The organism is Pedobacter sp., from assembly GCF_965279535.1.
GTDB lineage: Bacteria > Bacteroidota > Bacteroidia > Sphingobacteriales > Sphingobacteriaceae > Pedobacter.
This window is the reverse complement of record NZ_OZ257244.1, coordinates 4,892,204-4,916,260: the sequence shown is the minus strand read 5'-3', so window position 1 is coordinate 4,916,260 and position 24,057 is coordinate 4,892,204. Positions and strand designations below refer to the sequence as shown.

The following is a 24,057-nucleotide window of genomic DNA, read 5'->3' as shown; positions in this document are numbered from 1 at the left end:
ATTTTAATGAGCACTGCACAATTAAAAAGTTAATCGTAAGCCTGCCCTAATTGATTTAGCTATTGGGTAAATTCCTGAATCAGTTCCCGGAGAAACATTGCTACCTGAAGTAATCTCAGGATCGAAGCCTGAATAATCTGTCCAGGTAAGCAGGTTTTGACCAGCTATATAGAAATAGACATTGGATAATTTGGCTTTAGTACTAATTCTTCTGGGCAAAGTATAACCAAATGAGATATCCTTCAGCCTTAAGAAAGAGCCATCTTCAATGAACCGATCGGAAAATACCGGTGCCGGATCCAGTTTAGCCCTGGGAATAGTTTGGCTCGGATTGGTGGTTGTCCAACGGTCCAGTGCTGTAGTAGAAGCATTTTGTTGTCCTGTAAACAGCTCCAGGGTTTGCCTGTTCGAGTTTAAAATCTGGTTGCCATAAGCGCCCTGTATAAAAACAGTTAAATCAAATCCCTTCCACTCCCAACTATTGGTTAAACCGAATATAAAATCGGGTTGTGCATTTCCAATGATTGCTTTATCCGCAGCAACGGTAAAAGTTCCATCGCCATTAACATCCTGATATAAGCGGTCTCCGGCCTTAGGCACCGCGCTTCCGGTAAACTTCCCCTTTGTAGCCTCTTCACCGGTTTGCAAAATTCCGTTAGTTAAATTTCCATAAAAGCTGCCCAGGGGTTGACCTACCTGTACTATGTAATTTCCGCTGATGTAGGATTGAGCCCCGTTTCCAATGGCCAGCACCTTATTTCTGTTAATAGAAAGATTGAGATTGGTATTCCAAACCAGTTCACCTGTTAAATTTTTAGTATTTAAACCAATTTCAAGCCCTTTATTAGATACCGAACCATAATTTTGAAGTGAAGAAGCATAACCAGTGGTCCATGGAATTTCGACATTCAATAAAAGATCTTCCGTTTTTTTGTAGTAGGCATCTAGTGTCAGTTGAATTCTGTTATTCAAAAATCCAACATCGATTCCTGCATCATACTGATGAGTGGTTTCCCAACCTAAATTATCATTTGCGATTCTATTTGGCGCAAATCCGGTAGAAGTTGCTCCTCCGAAAACGTAATTCAAGCTATAAAGGGTTGCCAAAGATTGATATTGGCCAATTTCCAAATTTCCTGTTGTCCCAAAACTTCCCCTCACTTTCAGTTCAGATACCACCGCTTTCAGGGGTTCAAAAAAATCCTCATTGCTTAACTTCCAGGAAGCTGCTGCAGAGGGGAAATACCCCCACTTATTGCCCTTACCAAACCTGGAAGAGCCATCGGCCCTGATGCTGCCCGTTAAAAAATATAAATTGTTATAACTGTAGTTAACCCTGGCCAGATAAGAATGAAGGACCCATGACGCTGCATCTGAATAAGGTGCTACCAATGTGGCGCCACTTTGTAAACTATTGTAGGTTAAATCGTCAGTTACAAATTTCTGGGCATTTGATCGAACAGTTTCACTTTTAAACTCTTGCTGTGTAAAACCGATTAAGGCATCAATGGTATGTTTTCCCAGGATTTTAGAGTAAGAAAGTGTATTTTCATTTAACCAGGAGTAAGAATTATACGTACCTCTGCCTGCTGAACCTCCTATTGATGCCCCTTCATAAATGCTTGAAGGAATGAAATTTTTCTCATTCACATTATTCACATCTGCACCCAAAAGGACTTTTAAGTTTAATCCATCTATAATTGTATATTCTCCGAAAGCGGTTCCTAGAAATTTATTGGTTGTAGATTTATTGATTTGCTCGTTGAGGGAAGCGATAGGATTAGAAAAAATATTCTCAAACGGATTTCGAAGGGTATATGCCCCTGATGCATCGTAAACAGTTGCTACAGCGGGCATAATCAACAAACCAGAAATTATCCCTGATGGTGATACGTTTGCATCGGCCTTGCTACCCGTAATATTGGCACTAATTTTTAACTTTTCAAAAGGTTGTGCATCTACATTGGCCCTAACACTAATTCGGGAATAATCTGTGTTTCTCACAATTCCTTCCTGGTCGAAATAGTTTCCCGAAATCAGATATCGTGTTTTTTGGTTACCTCCGCTAATGGTTAACTGGTGGTTTTGGGTTGGTGCTTTTACAAAAGCTTCGCCCTGCCAATCAGTTCCGGCACCCAATTGATCTATTTGAGCCTGACTCAGGTATTGAAAGCGGCCTTTGCCTGGGTCGGTATCATAAAAAACATCGTTTCTCAACAAGGCAAAGTCGCGGGCATTCAAAACATCAATCTTTTTAACTACCGCCTGGCTACCATAACTTCCTTCATAACTTACCGAACTTCTATCTGCTTTACCTTTTTTGGTAGTGATAATTACCACTCCATTGGCTCCTCTTGAGCCATATATTGCAGTAGCTGAGGCATCCTTTAAGATATCTACGGTTTCAATATCGGAGGGGTTAATACTGGCTAAGGGGTTTAGTGGTGTTCCGCTTAAAGTTCCTGCAGATGCCGAACTGTTGTAAATCGGGAAACCATCAACCACATACAGGGGCTCGTTACCACCCTGAACTGAGCTGCCACCTCTAATCCGAATGCTTACTCCACCACCTGGCTGACCAGATGTTTGGGTTACCTGGACCCCTGCGGCGGCTCCCTTTAAAAGTTGATCCACTGAACTTAAAGGCTGTTTTAAGGCCGTTTTAGAAACAGAAGAAACAGAACCTGTAATGTCGCTTCTTTTCTGAGTACCATAGCCAATTACCACTACATTTTCGAGCTGATTGGCCAGTTCTTCTAAAGTTACCTGAATAGGACTTCCATTTGCCACAACTTCAAGGGTTTTGTAACCAATATAACTGATGGTTAAGGTATAGGGAAACTTTTGCCCGGTTACAAACTTAAATCTCCCGTCATTATCCGTAGCCGCCGAGTGTGTGGTACCATTAATCCGAACAACCACACCTGGAATAGGCTCTTTTGTTTTTGAATCCAGTACCTGACCGCTTAAGGTTGAATTAATTAGGGGTGTAGTTTGGGCTTTTCCTTCATAAAACCAAAAAGCTAAAATTTGTAAGAGCATCAGGCCACAAACCTGGGCCTTGCATAGTGAAAATTTAGAAAACAGTTTTTTTTCAGACCTTGCTGTTTGACCACAAGGGTTCGAATCCGGCCAGCCCTGCTGTCGGAGTTCATCAGAATTTTGCATACTTTTGTATTGAGTTAAGTTGTTAATAGATTCAGGTGCCAACGCCAATTGAATGCCTGTTTCGATAGTTTAATTCCTGGGGGAACAATGCTTGTTTCCCCTATTTTAATGTATAGTTTATTGTATTTCCCTCCTTTTTGACATATAATTATTGATACTTAATATCTATTTAGGTATTTACCGCTAAGCCCTACTATTCTGCCTTTTTTACCTTTGATGACTGATGGCCTGCTGTTAATGCCCCGGACTGATACGGGGTATCAGATAATCTGGGGATACCAAATCTATTTGGTAATCCCGAAGAGCAACATGCTTCTACCTTCGGAAATAAAGATTTTCCTTTCTGCTTTGCCGCTTGCCTGCGTTTAGAAACAGAAAAGCCTGTAAGAAAAATGATAAAGATAATGGTGATGGAAATAGAAATTCGGTACATGGCTGTTCTTGTGGTTACCTTCACCTGGTCCATAGTCTGAGCATAAGCTTCTCGTGACTTAAAGCAGGTAAATCATTAATTTATTGAAAATTATTTGTGGTATTTAACAACAACAACACATTCGCATACCGAGGTGGAATGGTGTGTTTAGAGCCGTTAGATGAAATGAAATGTGCTTGTAAAGTGTCTTCATGTCATGTTTTAAAAGATGATGCGACAAAGATAAAACTTAAAACTATAATTCCTATAGGAATAGTAGAATTAATTAAAAAACAGAGTTAATTTTGTTTTTTAACTCATAGAGTTAAAAAAAAATGTTAAATATTTAAAATTACTGAAGAGTTTACGGTTATTTTTGATTTCATGCTTCCAGATGCTCACCTAAGCATCATTTGATTTACCTACTTCAGTAACAAAGTAGTCAACCTCATGGTTACCTCATGATATCTGGCTTGTAAATTATCCTTTTCTGCTGTATCCTATGATAAATCATAAAGTTGTACGGCTGGATCGCCGGCTCTCAAAGTTTCAGCATTTTTAGGAGCCGCCCAACCTCCTGACCCCGGGCAAAGTTCAAGCTTCCACTTGCCTTGCCTGATGGCAAAATTACCATCAATAGAATGTACTTTTTTCATAAAGCAGCTATAACCAATTAAGCAATTATTTGCCTGTAGGCTACGAGAAGAGAACTTTGTGATTGTTCTAATTTATAATTCATTGATGTTTAATGGTTTTAACTGAATGATTAGCATTCATTTTACACCAAAAACACAGAATAACATGCTCATTTTACTCAATATTTTTCCAAAATTTATTTAGTATTTGCTATTGAATTAACTATTAATTAATTCAGCTGTTATAATACAGCATAGCAGACTTTAGCCAAATATTTATTTTATCCGAAATTGCTAAATCTCCCCAAATATTCCGGGTAGATACGGACGGCATAATTAATTATTTATATGAGAATACCTCTGATTAGTTGCTTATTGTTATTAAGCTTTAAACTTTGCACCGGACAAACCATCTTTATCTCTCCAAACGGGAATGATCAGGCTGTTGGTTCGAATACACAACCCTTGAAAACACTTGTTAAGGGAGTAAGCCTGGCACTAAAACATCCGGGCAAGGATATTGTGATCGAACTTTTAGCGGGGACATACCCGATAGAAAAGACCATTATTGTTTCAGCTGTCGATTATCAACTCAAATCATTAAGCATCAGAGCAAAAAAAGGATCTAAAGTTTTAATAACTGGTTCTAAAGCCTATCAATTAAAATGGGCGGCCTTTAAAGGTGATATTTTATCAGCCAGGCTGGATTTAGCGGAGCGTCCCGATCAGATTTTCATAAATGATCACTTATTACAAATGGCCAGATATCCTAATTATGATTCAACTGCAAGGGTATTTAGTGGCACTTCAGCCGATGCCTTATCGGATGATCGGATAAGTAAATGGAATAACCCAGCGGGAGGATATATCCATGCACTTCACCAGGGTGAGTGGGGTGGATTTCATTATCTTATTACAGGCAAAGATGCAAAGGGAAAACTCAAATCAGATGGTGGCTGGCAAAACAACAGACCATCAAAAATGCACCCTCAACACCGTTACGTAGAGCATATTTTTGAGGAGCTCGATGCTGCGGGAGAATGGTTTTACGACGAGAAATCGAAAATGATATACCTGATACCACCGGCAGGTGTAAATATTCAAACCGCTAAAGTCACAATCAGTACAACAACTGATATTTTACATTTTAGCGGTACAGCGAAAGCTCCAATTAAAAACATTAGCATTACTGATATCGATTTTGCACAAACCGCAAGGAGTTTTATGCTAACCAAAGAACCTTTGTTAAGGAGCGACTGGACCATTTATCGTGGAGCAGCTATCCTGCTGGATGGTACTGAACAGGTAAGCATTAAAAACTGTAACTTTTACAATCTGGGCGGTAATGCCATTTTCTTAAGTAATTATAATAAAGGAGCCAAAGTTGTTGGTAATCATATACATAATATAGGTGCCAGCGCCATTGCCTTTGTTGGCGATGCAGCTGCAGTACGCTCCCCTGCTTTCAGATATGAAAATTTTATCCCTTGGGATGAAATGGATTATACGCCCGGACCAAAGTCAAATAACTATCCACAGGAATGTGAAGCTTCAAACAATTTAATCCATCATACAGGATCGATAGAAAAACAATCAGCAGGTGTTCAGCTTTCAATGTCATCCCAGATACTGATTAGTCACAATACCATTTACCACGTTCCGCGTGCTGGTATAAATGTAAGTGAAGGAACCTGGGGTGGCCATGTGATCGAGTTTAATGATGTTTTTGAAACCGTATTGGAAACAGGGGATCATGGTGCATTCAATTCCTGGGGAAGAGATCGTTTCTGGCGTCCGAGCAGGCAGGTTATTGACAGTATTGTTGCCGCACGTGCAGGCATAGAATTGTTAGATGTTGAAAAGCCTATCATCATCCGGAACAATCGTTTTCAATGTGATCATGGCTGGGATATTGATCTTGATGATGGAAGTGGAAATTATGAAATATACAATAATGTGTGTTTAAGCGGCGGACTTAAACTGAGAGAAGGCTACCACCGTAAGGTAAGCAATAACATCATTATTAATAATACTTTTCATCCACATGTTTGGCTAAAAAATAGTGATGACGTTTTCGAAAAAAACATTGTTTCAATGCCTTATGCACCCATTCAAATGAATACCTGGGGCCGCAGTATAGACCACAATTTTTTCCTAACAGAGGAGGGTTTATCTAAAAGTCAAAAGTTAGGTATCGACCTTCACAGTGCATTTGGAGATCCTAAATTCCTGAATGAAAAAACTGGTAATTATCAGGTTGAACCTAATTCACCTGCCCTACTGATCGGTTTTAAAAATTTTCCGATGGATTTTGGTGTCAATGAGCCAAGACTAAAGAGAATTACTTCATCGCCTAAGATTAATCCTGTAAACACTAAACTTTCATTAGAGAAGTCGGCTACTGTAGCCTGGCTTGGAGGAGTAGTAAAAAACATAGAAAATCTGGGTGAGCGTTCTGCGGCAGGTTTGCATGATAATAATGGTGCGCTGATTGTTCAGGTACCAAACAATTCTATTGCTTTTAAAAATGGTTTACAGAAAGGCGATGTGATTGTAAAACTAGATGATAAGAGCATAGCCTCAATTGCAGATTTACTTAAAATATATAATAACATTAAATGGAAAGGAGATTGCACAATTGTCGTTGTAAGAAATCAAACAGAGCAGCAATTGGCGATTTCGCTTAAAAACTAACAATGGGTTTACACCAGTCGCAATAAGGTTAAGACATGGTGTTCTTTCCGGGATTGATTATGATCGAGATTGGTTTGGATAAGCATTTACCAACAGGTAAAAATGGCATAAAAATCTTGTTTTTTCGCTACCTGATTTTGCTTAATATTTGCATTGAAATAGTTATATGATATCCCCATATTGGAATTAAATGTACGCTTTCCTGTTTTCATCCCTGAAACTTCTTTTAGGCTCTTCATTTTAGGATTGGAATAGTAAGAAATAACGGAAATTAAAATGATTACAATAATATTGAGTAACCAGGGATTAATATTTTCAATTCTCATAACTACATATTTCTAGAATTTGGGGCCTTGATTTGAATTTTGGCTGACCACCACTTCTGCTCCCTCAAAAACAGATTCCAAAGCCTCTCTCATACTACTTTTTTCTATTTCATTAACATAAAAACCATAGAAATACACAGCTTTAAAGCCCAGATTGATTATTTCCTGATCCAAATTACGATTAATCGCAGCGACAATATTATTGCTATATCTCAAATCAAGATTGGAGTCTGCGGTTGTAAAACCTAACACTTCTGTCCCTTCATATAAAACGCTCCAAGCTGTTTTGACAGCACCACTATTTGCTACTAATACCATCTGTTAATGTTTTTGCTACTTATCTTCTATTAATGAGGAGTATCACTTTTGCCCGGACTCACATCTTTAAATGTGTAATTTCAAAATTTCATATCTTTACTATCCCCTATGATATTCGATAAGACCATCAATAGGAGATTTTAGCACTTTATCTACCTCAATTCCAAACTCCTGGGCAACTTCCGTTAAAATGGATTTAAATACAAAGCCAACTGAACCAATACAATTGAATTTGTATTGCTCATAACCGGGATAAAGCATAACCAAATCTGAAAAAAACCGCCGGAATGCCATTTTCAATACCGATACTGAATAGGCACAATCACTATGAAGAAACCGGCTGTATGTGGCACAATATCTATTTGCAAGTGGTAGTTTATAAATGTTTTGAATAATTTCTTTACTACTCGTGTGATAGGATTGTTCAAACCGTTTCTTAACTGCCAGTGGCATATTTTCGCGTAGATAATCACTTAAAACTTTTTTACCCAGGTAAGCCCCGCTTCCTTCATCTCCCAGAATAAAACCCAATGAATCAATGTTATGTGTAATCTCCTCTCCATTGTATAAACAAGTGTTTGTACCGGTCCCTAAAATGGCTACAAAACCACTTTCCCGCCCCAGAACGCCTCTGGCTGCAGCCAATAAATCTAAATGAACCAACACCTCAGCCTTATTAAAGATTTGCTTTAAGGCTTCTGCCACTCTATTAGCCTGAACTCCATCGCAACTCGCTCCGTAAAAGTGTATGGCTTTAAATCTCATTTTTCTGATTTTTCTATCTATCGATTGCTTGATCGAATCAATAATATATTCGTTAGAAACAAAGTAGGGATTATACCCCTCAGTGCTGAATCTTAAAAATTCCTTCCCATCATCAATAATACTCCATGTGGTTTTTGTAGATCCACTATCTGCGATTAAAATCATATTTATTTAACTATTTATCAAAGTATTTCAAAGTTGAAACAGAAGGAATCCGGAGATGGGGTATAATACTAAATAACATGGGTGAAAATCCATAACAATCTTCATTGCAAGCTTAAAAGGTTTAGCCTCATCTAATTTTTAGGCTATTTTTATTTATATTTAAGTATAGGAAAATGGAAATACGCTGTCTTAAATTCAGGCAGGGTAAAGCTCAAATCCTGAAACCAAATCGCATGAAAATATTACTTCCCTATGGGTTGAAGAATCTGTTTATTATATTACTTATACTATCCTTTTGCTCAACAGCTCAGAGTCAGGATAATATTTCCTTTCATCACCTAACCGTAGAAAATGGGCTTTCTCAAAATTCGGTATTGGCCATTACTCAAGATGCGCAGGGATATATCTGGTTAGGCACACGGTTTGGATTAAATAAATACGACACCAACAAAATCAAGATATTTAAGCATTCGGATCAGGATAGCACTACTTTAAGTTCCAGTGATTACATCAGGGTTCTTTTCTCTGATCAGGAGAAAACATTGTGGGTTGGAACATCAGGAGGGTTGAATAAATATCATCCAGAAAGTGAGAATTTTGAACGGATTGAACATTCTTCTGCCAGGTTTAGCCTCTCTAATAATGTTATTAATGCGGTATTAGAAGATAAAGACAAAAAGATATGGGTTGGAACAGATTCTGGTTTAAATCTTTTGATAAACAAAAAAAGAACTCTTTTTAAATCATTCCTGAAAGATGTCAAAATTACCGCTTTGGCATGCGCGGGTAAAGGTATTATTTGGGTTGGCACAAATAAAGGTTTGATGCGCTTAAGCAAAAGCGGCAATGTTTATAAAATTAACCTTCAACGAACATTCAATAAGAAAATTAGCAGCATTGTCGAGAACAGTATCAATACGCTAATTACAGATCAGCACAACATACTTTGGATCGGAACGAGCAAGGCGGGATTAATTAAATTAAACCTGATCACCGGAGCCACGCAATTCTATTCTACCGCCAACAAAACCTTATCCAGTAATAGCGTACGCAAACTCTTACTGGACAAAAATGGTCTGCTGTGGATTGGTACACAGAAAGGTATCAATATTTTAAATCCATTGAATGGAAAGGTTATGGTATACCAACATGATCCGGACAATATAAAAAGTATCAGTCAGAATTCTGTTTATGAAATATTTGCCGATAACCATGGTTCTATATGGATTGGCACCTATTATGGTGGGGCAAATGTGGTATTTCCAAACCTAAGCGCTTTTGAGGTATTTAAAAGCAGCAATTTTAAGAACAGCTTAAGCAGTAACATCATCAGCGGTATTTGTGAAGATGCTGAGCAAAACCTGTGGATCGGAACTGAAGCCGAAGGTTTAAATTTATATCATCAACAATCGAAAACCTTTCGAACCTTTAAAAATAATCCTGCAAATCCAAATAGCTTAAGCTCCAATTTGGTAAAAACAATTTATATAGACCAAGATAGGGAGCTGTGGATAGGTACATTTCTGGGCGGACTGGAGAAATTTAACCAAGGCAATCAAGATTTTATCCATTATAAAAATAAGCAGGGTGTTAAAGGCACCATTAGCTCTAACAATGTTTATTGTATGCTGCATGACAGCCAGAGACGCTTTTGGGTGGGAACAACAAGAGGCCTAAACCTATTAGATAAAAAAAGCCTAAAATTCAGTCAGCCCGATGCTTCAAAGGGGAATAATTCAGCGATACGTAAATCTATTATTCGTTGCATTCATGAAGATCGCCAAAAGAACATCTGGGTTGGGGCAGTTGGTGGTCTTTATTTTCTAAAATACAAGAGTGATGCATTTACCCGGCTTAATTTCAGCAATAGCCCTAATTGTATTACTGAAGATGAAGCTGGAAATATATGGATTGGGTTTTATTACGGTGGGATAACCTGTTTTAATCCTGAAACTAAAAAACTGGAGAACTGGAGAATAAAGGATGGTTTACCTAATGATAATATTTTAGGAATTTTAACAGAAAAGCCGGGAATTCTATGGCTAAGTACGGATAAAGGTATATCAAGATTTGATACAAAAAAGAAAACCTTTAAAAATTACAATTCCAACGATGGTCTTCCCGGAAATGTGTTCAATGAAAACTCATATTACAAGAACAAAGCAGGTAAAATGTTTTTCGGTGGTTTTAGTGGGCTGGTATCCTTCTTTCCTGCTCAGTTTCATCAAAATCACTACGCACCTGCTGTTATTTTCACAGACATTAAGCTTTTCAATAAAACAATTGAGGCAAACTCTCCATACCACATAAAAAAGGATAGTAATGGAGAACAAAAGATTACGCTCCGCCATGACCAGAATATTTTCAGTGTTGAGTTTGCTACACTCAACTACATCAAGCCGGGCAATAACAGCTATGCTTATAAGTTAAGTGGTTTTGAGAAAGACTGGAATTTTGTGCATATCCCCTCAGTAACCTATACTAATCTTCATGAAGGTAAGTATGTATTATTGGTTAAAGGGCGTAACAATGATGGCATTTGGAGTAAAAATATATCCAAACTTCAAATAGAAATTCTTCCCCCCCTTTGGAGAACCTGGTACGCCTATTTGTTTTATCTTGTATTCTTTGGATCCATAATTTTTATCGTACTCCGATATGCTTTAATGCGGGAACTTTTTAAAAAAGAGCAGGAGGTTCATAATTTAAAACTCGACTTTTTCACCAATATTTCTCATGAAATCAGGACTCCCCTTACTTTGATTACGGCCCCATTGGAAAAAATGATCGACAATGCTTCATCTGATAGCGGCTTGAGTACTCAACTCCACTCGATAAAGGATAATGCAGATCGCCTGATGCGCTTAACTACCGAACTCCTCGATTTTAGAAAAGCAGAGTCGGGACACATGGATCTTCATATCAGTAAAAACAATATTGTAGCCTATTCAAAGCAAATATTTCATGTTTTTCAGGAATTGGCTACGCAAAATCAAATTGACTATACCTTTAACTGCCAAACGGAAGACATACAACTTTACTTTGACCGCTTTCAAATGGAAAAAGTTTTGTTTAACCTCCTTTCAAATGCCTTCAAGTTCTCTGTCAATGGCGGTAAGATCAGCGTATTTATTGAAGAATTTGCAGATTATGTGATAATAAAGGTGACAGATAATGGCAGGGGAATTCCTTTAGAGAAACAGGACAGGCTTTTTAGTTCATTTTATCAGATCGATAGTACTAAGGGGCAAACCGGAACTGGGATAGGTTTAGCCTTAAGTAAGCTTATCGTAGAATTACATTCGGGCACAATTCAGGTGAATAGTCAACCGGTTGCAGCAAATAAGGAGGGCAACACTACGTTTTCAGTAAAACTAAAGAAGGGAAATGCTCATTTTGACAGAAAAACTATTGTTGAACCTGATCCTTATGAGAAGCTTGAATCAGGATTTGTTCAGCCTCATTCAGAAAAGGTACTACAGCAAAACCCGGACAAAAATGAACATATAGAAAGCACTATTCTACTGATAGAAGACAATCCTGAAATTAGGAAATTACTAAGAGACGAGCTTTTCAGTAGATACCATATACTGGAATGTGCTGATGGTATTCAGGGGCTGGAAATGGCCACCACTCAAATTCCTGATTTAATTATCAGTGACATTATGATGCCTGGGATTGACGGACTGGAACTTTGTGAGAAAGTGAAGCTGGATGACCGGACCAGTCATATCCCAGTTATACTTTTGACAGCGAAGGCATCGCATGCACATCAGTTAGCTGGCCTAAAAACAGGAGCTGACCTATATATGACTAAGCCTTTTAGCCTCGAATTATTGGCGGCAAATATTAAGAATCTCATTGCTACCCGAAACCTAATCAGGCAAAAGTTTGGACAAATTGTTACCCTGGAACCAACAAATGTTACCATAGCAGCGCCTGATCAGGCTTTCTTAACTAAAATCATGAATTATATAGAAGGGCAACTGGCTAATCCTAACTTCAATGTTCCCATGTTATCGGGTGAGATGGGCATGAGCCAGCCAATTCTTTATAAAAAAATCAGGGCACTAACAGATTTATCAGTAAATGATTTCATCAAGTCGGTAAGGTTAAAAAAAGCTGCTCAACTCCTCAATCAGCAGGTATACAATGTTTCAGAAACAGCATATGCTGTGGGTTTTAGCGATCCAAAATATTTCACCAAAGAGTTTAAAAAACAATTTGGTTTATCACCTACAGATTATGTAAAAAGCACAAAAGAAAATCTAAACGAAGGTTCTAACCCAGATTAGATTGTTTAAACTTTCTATTTTTAACCCTATTTGTTTAGATTTTTCTACTTCTTATCAGTAAATCTTTGAAATTTCGGGATGTACCAATTACTGCATCCCTGAACCTGGCTAATCCATATATTTATTGCTTTTTTTCTTTAGAATCCTCCCCTACATCCATTGGGATTTTACCCCTATAGTAACTTGGTACAGTGATATTTTTGATCAGGAGAATGGTTAGGAAACTGGCTCTCTGTATGAGAGACCTATTCTTCAAAGCACTTATCCGATAATTTAAAAACACCTGTAATTACATGAAAAAGTCCCTCTTAACTCTACTGTTGCAATTCCTTGTTATTTCGTTATTTGCGCAAAGCGATGGAATCAAAAGAAAACTCATCTGGGCAGATGAATTCAATTATCAAGGTCTTCCTGATCCCAGCAAATGGGACTACGAAGTTGGTCTTGTCCGAAATAAAGAGCCACAATATTACACCAAAGCACGGCTTGAAAACGCAAGAGTTGAAGGTGGAAAGTTAGTTATTGAAGCCAAAAAAGAAACATATAAAGGTGCGAAATTCACCTCTGCAAGTTTAATTACCCTTGGTAAACAACATTTTAAATATGGAAGGATAGAAGTACGTGCGAAGGTTTGCAAAGGTATTGGCAGCTGGCCTGCAATATGGATGTTAGGTACAAACAGAGGCGCTGTTAAATGGCCGGATTGTGGTGAAATAGATATTATGGAGTTTGTAGGAAAGGATTCTACCCTGGTTTACGGAACGGTACACTATGCTGATTCTACTAATACCTATAAATACAAAGGTGAAAAGCCTGATATGGGCAAACCATATGAAGATTTTCATATTTATGCCATTAACTGGACCAAAGAAAACATTGAATTTTACTATGACAACAAAAAGTACTTCACTTTTAATCTAAAAGATGCTCAGGGACGAGAGAATCCGTTTAAAAAAGATTTTTACTTATTGCTAAATCTCGCATTGGGCAGACAAGGAACTCTGGGTGGCCCTTTAAACGAAGATATACTTCCACTGAAATATGAGGTAGATTATGTGAGGGTCTATAAGACCCAAAAATAAATCAACCAGAAGAAAAAATATCCTGCTAATAACATCTCCCGAAATTACAGTCTCCAAATCGCCGATTTTTTTTCGTTGTTCCGAGATTAAACTATCTTTGTAATTCGTGAAAGTTGTCACGTCAGCTTTTACAGCATAGCTCAATCCAATTAAATTGAGCTATGTTTATTTATCTGAATCAATAACATCCCTTGTTATTTTTCCATCCCAAGATCAACTGAAGCAAACCTGGAGGGGAACAGTTCCTCCCTCGTTTGTAGCCTTTCAGCGTTCTGAATTCCTTTGTTCGCCCCATAGTGCAGACAATAGGATGCCGCTGAATGATTATTCAATTGGATCTTATATGAAAATAGATAAATTAACCCCTGTTAAAATACTTGATGCCATCAAATATGGCGATTACATTGAAGATGACCTCGGCCAATCGGGTCTGGTAGAACGCATCGATAGAGTATCGTTCAGAGCTGAAATTCATTACTATTTTAAGCTGAGCGCAAATAAAGGAACAGTTATCATTTTGAAATAAGCAATAAGCCAGGATGGGGCAGGAATACCACATCTTCTCCTGTTTATTAATTAAAAAGCCGAACCCTTGTAGGCCCGGCTAAACAAAAATTAAACTAACCATTAAAAGATTTATGGGACAATCTCGATATCAATATCTTTCATTACCTGTTTGCTGTCATTTAAGGTATTATTGCTGGCAATAAAAATAGCTTTGTATTTTCCTACAGCGGGATATTGGAACGCATAGGTTTTTAAAGCTGCTGAGGTTAAGCTTTTAATGGGAATGCTTACATCAGGGGCCACTTTCCTAAGATCAAGCGGTTTACTTATTGCCCAGCTCTCATTTGTGGGAGCAGTAGCGCCTCCACCTACAACCTGAATTTGTGAAGCTGTTGCAATCCAGCTCCCATTGGCAGGAGTACGTACATTTCCATAAACGGTCCAGGATATATCTGATAATGTAGAAACTGTAACACTGGTACCATCAGGCAATAAGTTACTAACGGTTAAATTTTTAAAGGTCCAGGTTTTTTGAGTAGAACCAGTAGTCCCATTATATTTTAAGGCAATATAGAGCGGCTTACCGGCTACATATAAATCTGAAAGTGATATTTTTCCTGAAGCTGTATTATCAGTTCCGGTGGAGAGTACGGCCCTGCTGGTGATGTCTGTCCAACTCGCATTTACTACGCTGACTGAATCTAAAGCAGACAAGCTATTAGATGCCAATAATTTTAAGGTATTGGTTTGCGTGCCAAACTGAGCGAATGATGTAAATGTCAAACCAGGTTCTCCTACAGCGGAGGTACGGTCTTTATTGGCGTAAGTAAATCCTGCTGTTCCCGGATAAGTGATCACGTTATGTGCATTACCTGAAATGGTATATTTACAGGAATCGCCCAGCTTAAATACATAGGTATTACCATTAACAGACCTGGCATTGCTAACTTGAATATCCCAATCTGGTTCTGTAACCGTTAAGGATTTTTCGCAGCTTGCAAAAAAGCAGACGAAAGTGATAAGTATAATAAGATTTTTCATAATTAATCGGATTAGGGTTTACCAACCAGCATTTTGAATTAATGATTTATTTAGGTTCAGTTCGTAATCAGGAATGGGAAGCACAACATGCCGTGGCGCCACATTTCTCGCTCCGGTTAATCCATTTGCATTTGCACTTGCCCCATTGGCTTCACAATAGATTTTAAATGTAACCATGTCCTGATAAAAATTCCCCCAACGTGTTACATCATTTTTCCGTAGCGATTCTGCATTAAACTCACGCAATCTTTCATCGCGAATGGCCAGTTGAAAATTATCCTTGCTTAAACCTGCAGTTAAATTGGCTTCGGTGCCTGTTGTAATTGTTGCTGTTGCAACAGCGCCTGTGCCATTACCTCCGGTTATTGTTATTACCGGGGCTGAAGTGTAGTAACTTCCTGTAGCTATAATTCCTGGACTGGTAATATTTATTCCTGTAACCCGGCCGGCTGAAATAACAGCCGTAGCGGTTGCCCCTGCTCCTCCTCCACCGCTAATGGTTACAGCAGGCACGGAAGTGTAACCAGCACCACCATTGCTTACAGTAATGTTTCTAACTATGTTTCCATTCAAAATGCCATAACCACGTTTGCGAACCAGGTTAATGGCTTCATATGCGGTTAAAGTTCCTCCGGTTGGAATTGCTGTTGGGCCAACCAATTGATTTGAAGCTTCTGCATACATCAGCAATATATCTGCATACCGGATTACAGGCCAGTTGGTTCCATAAATACCTAAATTCCTGGCTTCTGCTGCCGAATATTCTCTTCTAAATTTTCCTGAGGGCATTAACCATGGATTGGTGATGGTTGTTTTAGTACGTGCAGTTGATGTATTGGTGTAAATGTAATTGGCGCAATTCCAGTCGCGTCTTTGATCAAATGAGGTTTTAGGGGTTGATGTGCTACTGGCATTTACTTCATATGCATCGAAAAGATTGCGGGTAACATAGGTCCATCCAGCAGCTGCATAGGATGTAGGATCAAAAGCAACTACACTTGAGGTTACCCCTATAAAGCTTCCGATATCATTGGCCCCTTTAGTTACCGTTCCTGCAGCTGCAGTAGCAAAGCCCCACTCCAGAATATTCTCTTTTAAATCATACTTATCTTGCATGAGGTTAATAAAAACCTGTTTATAATCAGGGTTAAGCGCATGTTGTCCCGAATTGATCACTTTAGCACAATAGTCAATGCAGCTTTGATATTTAGTAACATCATTTACCGGATACCCTGCCATGTATAAATATACTCTGGCCAACATGGCCTGAACCGCAGTAATGGTTACCACATCATTATACCCCAAACTTGCAGATGTATACCCCTGCAACAGACCTTCAGCTTCTTTTAAATCGACTTCTATTTGAGCATAAACTTGTTTTGGACTCGAGGCAGGGATATCGATATCGGTGATAGATGATGGCTTTAAACTGATAATAGCTTGCTGAAAATGGGTAGTTAAAATCCAGTAATAGTAAGCACGCAGAAATAATGTCTGTCCTTTAATCCTATTCCTTGTTGTTTCATTCATCGTGGGCTTATTAATATTATCCAACAAAATATTGGCATTATTAATTCCCTGATAACAAGCCAACCAGATTGCGTGCACGTTTGTATTGGAAGCGGAGTATGTATATCGCCAGCCTCTGGCATCTCCATCTGCGCCTCTGTTTGACAACAATTCATCAGCAGTTTCATAATAACCCGCTAATATCTGCCCGTACAATCTGCTGCTCATCATAGTCCCATAAACGCCATTTAAAGCCTGTTGCAATTGCTCAGGAGTTTTAAAATAATTTTCTGGTGTATAAAAATCAGAAGGTTCGGTATCCAGTGCCTTCTTACAGGCGCACACACTGATCATTAAGCTGATCAGCAATAAATATTTTAGTTTCATAACATTCATAATTTTAAAATTAAAAAGTAGCGTTTACACCAAATACAACTGTTAATGAATGTGGATATCCGGCATAATCAAATCCTGGTGTTAGGTTACTTTGTCTGGAAGAAATCTCGGGGTCGATACCGGAATATCCGGTAATTGTAGCTAAATTCTGCGCAGAAACATTAAAGCGGAGATTGTTCATACCCCATTTTTGAATGGTGTTTTTAGGAATGGTATAGCCAAATGAGACTGTCCTCAATTTCAGGTAAGAACCATCTTCAATTACCCTTGAAGCGTATGCTGCTGCACCTTGTCCTCCTGCTCTGAAATAGGTATTATTCGGATTGGTGGATGTCCAACGGTCCTGATAAGTGGCAAACTGGTTTAAATTAGGATTAGCAACAATCCCACCTTCGAAAATATATCGATTGGCATTAATCACATCATTTCCAACTGACCACTGCAACAGCACGTTCAAATCAAATCCCTTATAGCTGAAATTATTAGATAAACCACCCGTATATTTAGGTAATCCATTTCCAATAATGGTATAATCTGAACCATTGATTAATAAATCACCATTAATATCCTTGTATTTTACATCACCAGGTTGCACCGCGCTTCTGGCCGCTAAACTCGTTGTGACTGTAGATTTAAGTACATATGCACCATTTGGCATTTTATCAAAGTCTCCGTATTGGTAAACTCCGTCGGAGATTAATCCATACATTTGACCGAGCGGGTTTCCAACCATTGATATATACGGGAACAATCCGCTGTAAGTGGTATTAAAGAAAGTGCCATTTCCTGCTAAAAGATAATTTTGATTATCTGTTAATGCTAATATTTTGTTCTGGTTGAAACTGATATTGAAGTTGGTAGACCAGCTGAAATTTTTGGTTACAATATTTCTGGTATCAACAGAGAATTCTAAACCTTGATTTTGCAGACTACCCACATTTTTAAATCCGGTGCTTCCTTCTACCCCTAACGAATATGGTAAAGAAGCATTTAATAGCAGATCTTTGGTTCGTTTACGATAGACATCAGCGGTAATATTGATCCTGTCTTTCAGAAATCCTAAGTCCAAACCAATATTGGTTTGCTCGCTGGTTTCCCATTTCAAATTTTCATTGCCAATGGCCGATAGAAATGCTCCGGTTAGAGCAGGTACATTGTTTGCTGAATACCAATAATTGGTATTGGATAATTGAAGCTGACGCATGTAAGCAAAATCACCTACCCTGTTATTACCTGACTGGCCGAAACCCAGACGTAATTTTGCATTGGAAATCCATTTCAGGTTTTTCATAAACTCCTCGCTACTAAAGCGCCATGCACCGGATATAGAAGGAAAATATCCCCATTTACTTCCCGGAGGAAATTTAGAAGAACCATCAGCCCTGATAGAAGCCGTTAATAAGTACCTTGATTTGTAGTCATAATTTACTCTCGCCAATACAGATTGCATTGCCCATCTTGAACTGTTAGATACCCGATTGGTATTTGCCGCAGCTGCTAAATCGAATCCATCGAAACCCAGGTCTTCATTTGGCAACTGAAATGCTGAAAAAGATCTGTTTGAATTATTATTTCCCTGAGCATTGTAATTCACTAATGCATTGATATTATGATCCTTTTCGATTTTCACTTTATAGGTTAAAGTATTATCAGATAGCCAGCTCGCCTGATTTGCAAACCCAATTGTTCCATTCGGGCCGGAGGTGACATATTTACTGCCTGCTTGTGTTTTTGAATTGTTAAGGATATTAGTTTCTACATTGTTTTTGGTAATCCCTCCCGACACCCTCAAAGTAAGGTTCTTCAAAATGGCGTATTCTGCATAAGCATTGGCTGTTAAGGTATTGGTTTTAAACCTTGTGATCTGATTTTGCATATTTACCAGGGGATTAACTCTATAATCCTGGTTATTGCCGAATTCGTTAACGGGATCGTACAAATCAACTAAGGGATCATAATTTTTGCCTGCTGAGGATACCCCATTGGTTGGGCGTTGCCCCCAAACGGAGTAAAGAAATACAGAAGAAGCATAAAAATTAGTAGCACTTACAGGGATTCCAAACTGCTCACTATAGGCATAATTGGCATTTACACCTGCTTTAAGTTTGTTGTTAACTTTCTGATCTAACACAAACCTACCCTGATATCTTTTAAAACCACCGTACTTTACAATACCTTTCTGGTTGTTAAAATTACCGGAAATGGCATATTGTGTACCTTCAGAGCCTCCTCTGATGGCAATGTCGTGATTCTGATTTTGCCCGGTTTGATAAACATAATCCTGCATATCAAGTGTTGGTGCTGTTCTATAAAAATCTAAAGTAGTACCATTCTTCAGGTAGGTAGAATCGGCCAGTGGAGCGTTAAGATCCCGCACATAGCGTACAAACTCGTAAGCATCCATTAGTTTAACCTTTTCCGGCACCTTCTGAATGCCATAGTAGGCATTGTAAACCACTTGTGGCGGACCCGATTTACCTTTTTTAGTAGTAATTAAAACAACACCATTGGCGCCCCTTGCGCCATAAATAGCAGTGGCTGATGCATCCTTAAGGATATCAATAGACTCAATATCTGAGGGACTGATCGAATTGGCATTTGAGGATTCGGAAGGGAAACCATCTACTACGTAAAGTGGTGAGTTATCCTGGGTAATAGAACCTGCTCCCCTGATAATAATATTTGCAACTGCCCCCGGTTGTCCGTCACTGCTTTGAACCTGTACGCCAGCTACCCGTCCTGACAATGCTTCATCGAATGATTTTACAGGTGCTTTAGCGAAATCGGTCATATTTACTGAGCCTACAGCACCTGTTAAATCGCTTCTCTTTTGAGTGCCATATCCAACAACTACTACATCATTTAGTCCCGTGGAAGTAGAATGAAGTACAACATTAATGGTTGTTTTGGTGCCTACAAGTACTTCCTGAACACCGAAACCAATGTAGTTAAAAACTAACCGGTCTGTTGTTAAAGCCTGAATTTTGAACTTACCATCTTTATCCGTTTGGGTACTCAATTTTGTACCTTTAACCAAAATAGATACGCCTGGTAAGGCTTCGCTCTTTTCGTCTACCACCATACCCACAATTGTTTTTTGCTGGGCAAAAACATTTGCGGTTAAAAATAAGGAGATGAGGAGTAGCAAAATCCCTGGATAGCGGATGATGCAGAATCTCACTCTTTCCACCTCACATCCATTGTAAAGTTTACTCATAATTTAATTGTTTAGATTGGTTGTTTATATACAGTTATAACCAAAAAGGTAAATCCCTGTAGACACAAACCTAAGGCTGATCGCTCGAAACGATAGGGGAATATCCTTAACAAGATAGGGGTATTTTCAAAAAACAAGTGAACTGCTACTGGTTTTTCGTCGGTTTTATTCGTTTTTAGGCAAGTGAATAAAAAGGTATCTCCTCAATCCGCTAGAAATATTTATTGAAAAAGATGATGCTTTCTATAACCAGAAAAATGCTGAAATCAGGGATGTTTGTGTGGAAAGCTTAGCCCGCGGATTTCAATTTAAGCGGAAGTTCGGATTGGGTTTTAATTTGGGTAAATATTCAGGCAGGAGCAACTTTATGATTTTGATCTCAGCTTGAAAGCCAGGAATTGAGGTAAGGAACTCAAGAATGCTTGTTATTTTTTTCTATTCAACTTCCAATATGATCGGATATAAAAACCAAGGGCAATTAAAAGTCCTGTCCAGATGAAAACGGTTGGGCTCATATGTTTAATGTAATTGTTTTTATTAAAACGGCTTTTTCTTACTATTCGGTATTTCAAATGATTATTATTCTTTAATTCAGTCTGAATACTTGCTAGATTAAACATTTACATGATCATTTAGTTTGGTCATCATTAATTTTTGCAAAAAAACTCTTGCCAACCAGTCATGATCAACAAGAGCTTAGCTATAATATTTGGGTATATTATTTGGCTTTGTAGGCCTGCGCAAACTTAAGCGCAAAGTCTTCCAATTTTATTTTGCCTTCTGGTATAATGTTTTTGGTATCGAAATCCTCCCAAAGTACACCACTTCTAATGGCAGTTCCCATTTCCACGTAGTTTTTTGCAATTTCTTCTGGAAGCCCGGCACTTACCATACCTTCAAAAGACTGCTCATCTGTAAATTCTACCCAAGGCAAATCAGATTTCTCAATGGTTATTCCAATTTGAGTAGCAACCTCTCCCAGTGTCCGTTTATCACTGGCGATGTAAAGGGTACTTATTCCGGTAAAGCCTGAATGGATTTCCCTGGCAGCCACCGCAGCAATATCCTGAGGGTCAACCATTACCAAAGGTTTATTTGCTCCATAATTGCTTCCAATAATACCGGCATGTTTAATCATATCCATATTTGCATAAAAATTATTGTAGAAATAAGCTGGCCTTAAAATCAGCAAATCTAAGCCATCTTCGCTTCTAAAAATTTGTTCAACATCATGCAGTCCGGCAATAGGTCCTGTTCCTTTTTCTAAATGTGCACCAATGCTACTGAGCAAAACCACTTTCTTAACCCCTGCTTTTTTCACTGCATTAATATAGTGCTGACCAATGGTCTTGCTATGATTTCTCATATCATTAGTTGAAAAATCATTAGGTACCATCAGGTATACTAAATCTGCTTGTTTAAAAATTCCGGTTAAGAATTCTTCATCAGTTACAGAGCCAATAGCAGGTGTTGCACCAAGTGCTTTTATCTGATCTGCTTTGTCATGATTGCTACTCACCACAGTTACATCATGTCCCTGAACAGTAAGATTAGTTGTTAGTGGTTTGCTGATATTTCCCAGCGATCCTGTTAAAATTATTTTCATGATTATCTTCTTTTTTTGAATAGTCAAAGTTATATTTGTACTTACTTTTTTACAAGTACTTACCCCAAAGTATGTATCATGACTGCCATAAAAGAAAATTCGACATCCAACGCCAACAGAAGAAGTAGTAAAGCTACCTGCCCTGTTAGCTTTGTAATGAGCAAAATTGGAGGACATTGGAAACCCATTATTCTTTTTCATTTGTTAAGTGGGCCAAAACGCTACAGTGAATTAAAAAGGCTAATTCCGGCGGTAACAGAAAAAATGCTAATACAGCATTTGAAAGAGATGCAGGAAGACATACTGGTAATCCGAAAAGCTGAAAATGTAATTCCTCCTTTCGTAACTTATAGTTTAAGTGCCGAAGGAGAACAATTAAGACCCATTCTGGATGAAATGGTGAAATGGGCTGATGCAAGGGATTTTAAACCCCAATAGTATTATGGGTTAGTTATCTCAGACATAGCCTTTCAAATTTATGTCATTTTGTAGCCAGATCTTGTGGATTAAAGCGGGTCAGTTTCAATATCATCTATGATCAGGAGCACACATATAACAGTCTTTGTCCTGATACTTATTCTTGATACTTTATACTTTACACTCCCCTTTAACCCATCAATTAAAAAGGTAACCACTGTACGCCAAACCCTGTGCAACACTTTTAAAATTATCTCCGGAGTTAAGACTGATGTGCGGGAACTTCTCTTTAAATAATTTCTGAATACTACTTACCATAGAAGTACCACCCGTTAAGAAGAGGCTATCTATATCTTTCACGTCAATCTGGTATTGCTCCATAAAAGTTTCGAGATAAGCTGAAATCCGATCGACATCTTTTTTGATTAATTGCTCATAATCTGTTAAGGATATGGTTTCATCAATCTCTATCCCTAAATGATTGTAGGCAAATGAGGTACTATCCTGGCTTGACAATGCAATTTTAGTTTGTTCAATGGATTGGAAAACCGAATACCCCAGGTTATTTTCGATGAGCGTGATCAGGTTCTTGAACTTCCGATCGTTGCCCGAGAAATAATAATAATCCTCAATATCTTTTCTGATGCGCTGCCCGTTAAAGAAATTCATCTGCTCCCAGGAGCAAATATTGGCAAAAAGTGATTTAGGCACGGTTAAAACCTTACCCCGGGTAGCTTCGTATTGGGTATATTTCCCAAAATACGGTGTTCCCCTTTCCCACATAAAAGCAGAATCAAAACTGTCTCCACCAATGTAGATACCCCCTGTTGCAATCATGTCGCCTTTCCGGTCCTTACTTCCAACTTTGGCAGGATCCAGTACCAGATAAGTAAAATCGGTGGTACCACCACCCAAATCGGCAACCAAAACATTTTCCTTTTTGCTTAGGGTTTGCTCATAAGCAAATGCAGCACCAATAGGTTCAAATTGAAAACGAACATCAGTAAAACCTGCTAATTCTGCGGCCTTACTTAACCTGTTCTGGGCAAGTGTATCTTTCTGCACATTGTCATCATCAAAAAAAACTGGCCTACCAATAACCGCCTTCTGACAATCCTGTCCGATAATCTTATCGGCTTTGCTCTTCAATTCCTTCAAAATAATGGCTACCAGATCAGAAGCATTATAGCGCCTGTTTTGTATCCGGGTTTCAGAAAAACTGGTACGAGATAGAATCTGCTTTATAGATTTAATGAAACGTCCCTTCATTCCTTCCTGCAGATAAGCCGCGATGGCTTCCTCCCCCACTACATAGTTCTTTTCGCCGGTTTGAAGTTCATGATAAAAATAAATCAGCGATGGTATAATAATGGTACTGTGGATTTCACGCTTTTCTTCATCATAAATGGCCAAAGCCGAATTGGTTGTACCAAAGTCAATACCGTATAAAAACTTTTTCATTGCGCAGGATAAAATTAAAAAAATGGACGAGGGGCGGCGAAAG

The 24,057-nt window shown here is 38.4% G+C and carries 16 protein-coding genes; 5 read left to right on the top strand and 11 right to left on the bottom strand.

The window, feature by feature from the left end:
* Positions 1–21: 21 nt before the first annotated feature.
* From ACQY77_RS20500 to ACQY77_RS20490, 3 genes are all read right to left on the bottom strand, one after another.
* Entirely contained in the window at positions 22–3,168 is a 3,147-nt protein-coding gene (locus ACQY77_RS20500) for a SusC/RagA family TonB-linked outer membrane protein (RefSeq protein ID WP_421940456.1), read from the bottom strand.
* Positions 3,169–3,361: 193 nt separating this feature from the next.
* Positions 3,362–3,634 (bottom strand): hypothetical protein, encoded by a 273-nt coding sequence (locus ACQY77_RS20495; RefSeq protein ID WP_421940457.1) that lies wholly within the window; start codon positions 3,632–3,634, stop codon positions 3,362–3,364.
* A 446-nt stretch (positions 3,635–4,080) separates the two neighbouring features.
* Positions 4,081–4,236 (bottom strand): hypothetical protein, encoded by a 156-nt coding sequence (locus ACQY77_RS20490; RefSeq protein WP_421940458.1) that lies wholly within the window; start codon positions 4,234–4,236, stop codon positions 4,081–4,083.
* Between the two features lie 327 nt (positions 4,237–4,563).
* Between ACQY77_RS20490 and ACQY77_RS20485 the strand changes: the two genes are divergently transcribed.
* Positions 4,564–6,909: a right-handed parallel beta-helix repeat-containing protein gene (locus tag ACQY77_RS20485; protein WP_421940459.1), complete on the top strand. Its 2,346-nt coding sequence runs from the start codon at positions 4,564–4,566 to the stop codon at positions 6,907–6,909.
* Positions 6,910–6,995: 86 nt separating this feature from the next.
* Here the strand turns inward: ACQY77_RS20485 and ACQY77_RS20480 are convergent, their stop codons facing one another.
* The 3 genes from ACQY77_RS20480 to ACQY77_RS20470 form a co-directional block, all read right to left on the bottom strand.
* On the bottom strand, positions 6,996–7,235 hold the full coding sequence (locus ACQY77_RS20480; RefSeq protein WP_421940460.1) for a hypothetical protein: 240 nt from the start codon (positions 7,233–7,235) through the stop codon (positions 6,996–6,998).
* A 12-nt stretch (positions 7,236–7,247) separates the two neighbouring features.
* Positions 7,248–7,553 (bottom strand): hypothetical protein, encoded by a 306-nt coding sequence (locus tag ACQY77_RS20475; RefSeq protein ID WP_421940461.1) that lies wholly within the window; start codon positions 7,551–7,553, stop codon positions 7,248–7,250.
* Between the two features lie 99 nt (positions 7,554–7,652).
* Complete coding sequence (locus ACQY77_RS20470) at positions 7,653–8,483, bottom strand: BadF/BadG/BcrA/BcrD ATPase family protein (RefSeq protein ID WP_421940462.1); 831 nt, start codon at positions 8,481–8,483, stop codon at positions 7,653–7,655.
* A gap of 233 nt (positions 8,484–8,716) precedes the next feature.
* On the opposite strand from ACQY77_RS20470, the gene ACQY77_RS20465 reads away from it, so the two are divergent.
* The 3 genes from ACQY77_RS20465 (at position 8,717) to ACQY77_RS20455 (ending at position 14,386) form a co-directional block, all read left to right on the top strand.
* On the top strand, positions 8,717–12,778 hold the full coding sequence (locus tag ACQY77_RS20465; protein ID WP_421940463.1) for a hybrid sensor histidine kinase/response regulator transcription factor: 4,062 nt from the start codon (positions 8,717–8,719) through the stop codon (positions 12,776–12,778).
* Between the two features lie 293 nt (positions 12,779–13,071).
* On the top strand, positions 13,072–13,860 hold the full coding sequence (locus ACQY77_RS20460; RefSeq protein WP_421940464.1) for a glycoside hydrolase family 16 protein: 789 nt from the start codon (positions 13,072–13,074) through the stop codon (positions 13,858–13,860).
* A 343-nt stretch (positions 13,861–14,203) separates the two neighbouring features.
* Positions 14,204–14,386 (top strand): hypothetical protein, encoded by a 183-nt coding sequence (locus tag ACQY77_RS20455; protein WP_421940465.1) that lies wholly within the window; start codon positions 14,204–14,206, stop codon positions 14,384–14,386.
* A gap of 110 nt (positions 14,387–14,496) precedes the next feature.
* On the opposite strand, the gene ACQY77_RS20450 is transcribed toward ACQY77_RS20455, so the two are convergent.
* The 4 genes from ACQY77_RS20450 to ACQY77_RS20435 form a co-directional block, all read right to left on the bottom strand.
* The gene (locus ACQY77_RS20450) at positions 14,497–15,408 is read right to left on the bottom strand and encodes a DUF5017 domain-containing protein (RefSeq protein WP_421940466.1); all 912 of its coding nucleotides are present in this window, start codon (positions 15,406–15,408) and stop codon (positions 14,497–14,499) included.
* A gap of 18 nt (positions 15,409–15,426) precedes the next feature.
* Positions 15,427–17,304, bottom strand: coding sequence for a RagB/SusD family nutrient uptake outer membrane protein (locus ACQY77_RS20445; RefSeq protein ID WP_421940467.1), 1,878 nt, complete (start codon positions 17,302–17,304; stop codon positions 15,427–15,429).
* 19 nt (positions 17,305–17,323) lie between these two features.
* Positions 17,324–20,530: a SusC/RagA family TonB-linked outer membrane protein gene (locus ACQY77_RS20440; protein WP_421940468.1), complete on the bottom strand. Its 3,207-nt coding sequence runs from the start codon at positions 20,528–20,530 to the stop codon at positions 17,324–17,326.
* A gap of 718 nt (positions 20,531–21,248) precedes the next feature.
* Positions 21,249–22,136 carry an NAD(P)H-binding protein gene (locus ACQY77_RS20435; RefSeq protein ID WP_421940469.1) on the bottom strand — a complete coding sequence of 296 codons (888 nt, stop codon included), beginning with the start codon at positions 22,134–22,136 and terminating at the stop codon, positions 21,249–21,251.
* Positions 22,137–22,214: 78 nt separating this feature from the next.
* On the opposite strand from ACQY77_RS20435, the gene ACQY77_RS20430 reads away from it, so the two are divergent.
* On the top strand, positions 22,215–22,574 hold the full coding sequence (locus ACQY77_RS20430; protein ID WP_421940470.1) for a winged helix-turn-helix transcriptional regulator: 360 nt from the start codon (positions 22,215–22,217) through the stop codon (positions 22,572–22,574).
* Positions 22,575–22,751: 177 nt separating this feature from the next.
* Here the strand turns inward: ACQY77_RS20430 and ACQY77_RS20425 are convergent, their stop codons facing one another.
* Entirely contained in the window at positions 22,752–24,014 is a 1,263-nt protein-coding gene (locus tag ACQY77_RS20425; RefSeq protein WP_421940471.1) for an Hsp70 family protein, read from the bottom strand.
* Positions 24,015–24,057 lie beyond the last annotated feature (43 nt).